Raw genomic sequence first — 3,978 nt, forward strand, 5'->3', positions numbered from 1 at the left:
TTCCGCCGACCGACTCGGCCACCCTGGCTCCGAGCCGGCCGACCGTCCCGCCTCGCCCGGGGCTCGCGCCACACTGCCGTACGTCGTCTCAGCGCGCGGCGGCGCCGCGCTGCGCGCCCAAGCCGCAGCCCTGCACGCCAGGCTGCGCGCCGACGACGCGCCGGCTCGGCGCGACGTGGCCTGGTCGCTTGCCGCCACCCGTTCCGCCTTCGAACACCGCGCCGTGCTGCTCGCCGACGACGGCGCGGAACTCCTGCGCGGTCTGGAAGCGCTGGCGGCGGACGCACCGTCCGCCGGGCTCGTACGGGGCGTGGCCGACGTGGACGGCCGTACCGTCTTCGTCTTCCCCGGCCAGGGGTCCCAGTGGTCCGGTATGGCCACCGAACTCCTCGACGCCGACCCGGAGTTCCGCGAGCACTTCACCACCTGCGCGGCGGCCGTCGAGAATTGGGTCGACTGGTCCGTCGAGGCGGTCCTGCGGGGCACGGACGGCGCACCCGCCCTCGACCGCGTGGACGTGGTCCAGCCCCTGCTGTTCGTGACGATGGTCTCCCTCGCCCGGCTCTGGGAGACCCGCGGGGTGCGCCCCGACGCCGTCCTCGGCCACAGCCAGGGCGAGATCGCCGCCGCCTGCGTCGCCGGGGGCCTGACCCTGGACGACGCGGCCCGGGTGGTCGTCCTGCGCAGCAGGGCCATCACCGCTCTCGCCGGCAGCGGCGGCATGGCGTCCGTGCTGCTGCCCGAAGCCGAGGTCGAGGAGCGGCTGGCCCGCTGGGAGGGGCGGATCTCGGTGGCGGCCGTCAACGGGCCTGCCTCCGTGGTCGTCTCCGGTGACGCCGACGCCGTACGCGACCTGGTCGCCGATCTGACCTCCACGGGCGCCCAGGCCCGGCAGATCCCCGTCGACTACGCCTCCCACTCCTCCCAGGTCGAGCAGATCCGCGAGCGGCTCCTGACCGACCTCGCCCCTCTGCGGCCGCGGACCGCGGCCGTGCCGTTCTTCTCCACCGTCACCGGCGACCGGCTGGACACCGAACGACTCGACGCCCCCTACTGGTACGACAACCTGCGCCGCACCGTCCGCTTCGCCGACGCCCTGCGCGCCCTGGCCGCGGAGGACTTCCGCGTCTTCGTCGAGTCCAGCCCGCACCCGGTCCTCACGGCCGCCGTCCGCGACACCCTCGACGAGACCGGCGGCACCGGCACCGTGGTCACCGGTACGCTGCGCCGCGGCGAAGGCGGGCCGCGCCGCTTCCTGGCCTCCCTGGCAGAGGTGAGCGTGCGCGGCGGCGCAACCATCGACTGGCCGGCCCTCATCGGGGCCGGCACCCGCGTCGACCTGCCCACGTACGCCTTCCAGCGCCGCACGTACTGGCCCGCGCCCGCCCGGCTCGACGGGGACGCGGCGACCAGCGGCAGGGACCTCGACTCAAGGTTCTGGGAGTCCGTCGAGAACGGTGAGGCCGAGGCCCTGGCCACCGCTCTCCACCTCGAACAGGACACGCTCGCGACCGTCCTGCCCGCCCTCAGCGACTACCGCAGGCGCAGCCGTGAGAACGCCACCGCCGATGCCTGCCGCTACCGCGTCGGCTGGAAGCCCCTGCCCGCCACCTCCGCCCCCGTACTGCGCGGCAGTTGGCTTGTCGTCCTGCCCGCCGCCCACGAGGACCCGGGCCACCCCGGCCACGCCCTCACCACCGCTGTCGTCGACACCCTCACCCGCGCCGGCGCCGACGCGGTCACCGTCCCGGTCGCACCGCACGACGACCGGGAGACGATCGCCGCCCTCCTCCGTGCCACCGGCCAGGGCCGGCCCCAGGCCGTACTGTCCCTGCTCGCCCTCGACGAGGAGGACCACGAAGGGCTGCCCGGCCTGCCCCGCGGCTTCTCCGCCACGGTCGCCCTCGTCCAGGCGCTCGACGATCTCGGTCAGGAGGCACCCGTCTGGTTCGCCACCCGTGGCGCCGTCGCCACCGGCCGGGGCGAGACCGTCGACGCGCCGCAGCAGGCTCTCGTCTGGGGCTTCGGACGCGTCGTCGCCCTCGAACAGCCCCAGCGCTGGGGCGGCTTGCTCGACCTGCCGACGACTCTCGACCGCACGGCGGCCGAACGGCTCACCGCCGCCCTCGCCGGAGTCGGCCAGGAGGACCAGCTCGCCGTCCGTGGCACCGGCCTCCTCGCCCGCCGCCTCACCCGCGCGGCAACGGGCGGCCTGGGCGCATGCCGCGACTGGACCCCCACCGGCACCGCCCTCGTCACCGGCGGCACCGGCGCCCTCGGCCGCCAGGTCGCCCGCAGGCTCGCCCGCCAGGGCGCCCCCGGACTCCTGCTCGTCAGCCGTACGGGCCCCGATGCCCCCGGCGCGGCCGAACTCCGGGACGAACTCACCGAACTCGGCGCCGGACACGTCGAGATCGCCTCCTGCGACATCGCGGACCGGGACCAGCTCGCCGCCCTGCTGGCCGCCATCCCCGCCGAACGACCGCTCACCGCCGTCTTCCACACCGCCGCAGTTCTGCGCGACGGCGTGATCACGACCCTCACCCCCGGCCGGCTCGCCGAGGTGCTGCGCGTCAAGGTCGGTGGCGCCCGGAACCTCGACGCTCTCACCGCCGATCTCGATCTGTCCGCGTTCGTTCTCTTCTCCTCCACCGCGGGAACGATCGGCGCACCCGGACACGCCAACTACGCGCCCGGCAACGCCCTGCTGGATGCCCTCGCCCAGCAGCGCCGCTCCCGGGGCCTGCCCGCCACCGCCATCGCCTGGGGCCCCTGGGCGGACGGAGGCATGGCCGAGGGATCGGTCGGCGAACGCCTCAAGCGACACGGCGTCCGCCCCATGAACCCCGAACTCGCCCTCGGCGCCCTGCAACAGGCCCTCGACCACGACGACACCACCCTCGCCGTGACCGACATCGACTGGGACCTGTTCGCCCACGCCTACACCACGGCCCGCCCCCGGCCGTTCCTCGACGACCTGCCGGACGCCCGGCGCGCTCTGGCCGCCCGCCGTACGCCGCACGGGGACCCCCGGCACGCAGGCGACGCGGACACCCCTGACAGCCGTGATCTCACCCGGCAACTCGCGGCACTGGCCGAACCGGAGCAGCGAGCCGCCCTCGAGGAACTCGTTCGCGCCCATGTCGCCGTCGTCCTCAACCACACCGGTCCGCAGGACGTCGAACCCACCCGCTCCTTCCGCGAACTCGGCTTCGACTCCCTCACCGCAGTGGAACTCCGCAACGCCCTCAGCGGGGTCCTGGACCGCCCCCTGCCGGCCACCCTCGTCTTCGACTACCCCACCCCGACGGACCTCGCGGAACACCTCCGCACCGCCCTCGCCCCGGCCACCGCCCTCGCCCCGGCCCCCGCCGGCATCCCGGCCGACGGGCTCCCAGCGCCCCGCGCCTGCGACGACGACCCGATCGTGATCACCGCGATGAGCTGCCGCTTCCCCGGCGGGGTGAGCACTCCGGAGGAGTTCTGGCAGCTGCTCGCGGACGGTACGGACGCCATCACCGACTGGCCCGACGACCGCGGCTGGGACATCGACGCCCTCTACGATCCCGAGCCCGGCGTGCCCGGCAGGACCAGCAGGCGCGGCGGCGGATTCCTCGACCACGCCGCCGACTTCGATCCCGGCTTCTTCGGTGTCTCTCCGCGTGAGGCGCTGGCGATGGATCCGCAGCAGCGGCTGCTGCTGGAGCTGGCGTGGGAGGCGTTCGAGAGGGCCGGGATCGATCCGCTGTCGCTGCGCGGCTCCCGCACCGGCGTCTTCGCCGGAACCAACTACCAGGACTACGCGTCCCGTCCGCTCGACCCCGCAACGGCCGACGAGGTCGCGGGACATCTCGGCACGGGGAACTCCGCGAGCGTGATGTCGGGCCGGGTGTCGTACACGTTGGGGCTGGAGGGTCCGGCGGTGACGGTGGACACGGCGTGTTCGTCGGCGCTGGTGGCGTTGCATCTGGCGGTGCA

1 protein-coding gene is annotated in these 3,978 nt (G+C 74.6%); it reads left to right on the plus strand.

The window, feature by feature from the left end:
- Positions 1-3,978, plus strand: a 3,978-nt coding sequence (locus AB0M26_RS30215; protein ID WP_365265976.1) for an SDR family NAD(P)-dependent oxidoreductase, incomplete at both ends; no start/stop codon positions are given.

The sequence above is a fragment of the Streptomyces sp. NPDC051776 genome, assembly GCF_040681345.1.
In the GTDB taxonomy this organism is placed as follows: Bacteria; Actinomycetota; Actinomycetes; order Streptomycetales; family Streptomycetaceae; genus Streptomyces.